1 protein-coding gene is annotated in these 391 nt (G+C 43.7%); it reads right to left on the bottom strand.

Going from position 1 to position 391, the window contains the following annotated elements; all coding sequences use genetic code 11:
• Nucleotides 1–116 precede the first annotated feature (116 nt).
• The coding region (locus tag AB5935_RS26320) for a hypothetical protein (protein ID WP_368327908.1) at nucleotides 117–391 on the bottom strand (275 nt) is incomplete at its 5' end.

The following is a 391-nucleotide window of genomic DNA, read 5'->3' as shown; positions in this document are numbered from 1 at the left end:
CTTCGGATGTTCTTCCAAAGAGCCCATATCTTCACAGGATGTGTTCATTGCCAGGATCATAGCAAAAGCGGCAATATATATCAATAATTTTTTCATAAGACATCAGTTTTTATATGTTAGAAAGTGAGTCGGCATCCAATCGTATAAGTACGGGCACTAGGATAACAATACGAATCTACCCCCTGAATCATCGAGCTTCCGCCACCATTGGCATTTATATCCGGATCCCAGAAAGGGTAGCTCGTAATAGTAAACAGGTTTTGGGCACTCACATAGACACGGGCGCGCTTGATGAATTTGCTACGGGCACAAGGTACATCGTAGGCCAATTCGAGGTTTTTCAGTCTGACGAAGCTGCCGTCATAAACAAACCGGTCGGACATTTTATAGG

The organism is Phocaeicola sp. RTP21198st1_B8_RTP21198_201120 (genome assembly GCF_040929485.1).
In the GTDB taxonomy this organism is placed as follows: Bacteria; Bacteroidota; Bacteroidia; order Bacteroidales; family Bacteroidaceae; genus Phocaeicola; species Phocaeicola dorei.
Note: the sequence above shows the minus strand (reverse complement) of the source record. Positions and strands in the feature narration are given on the sequence as shown.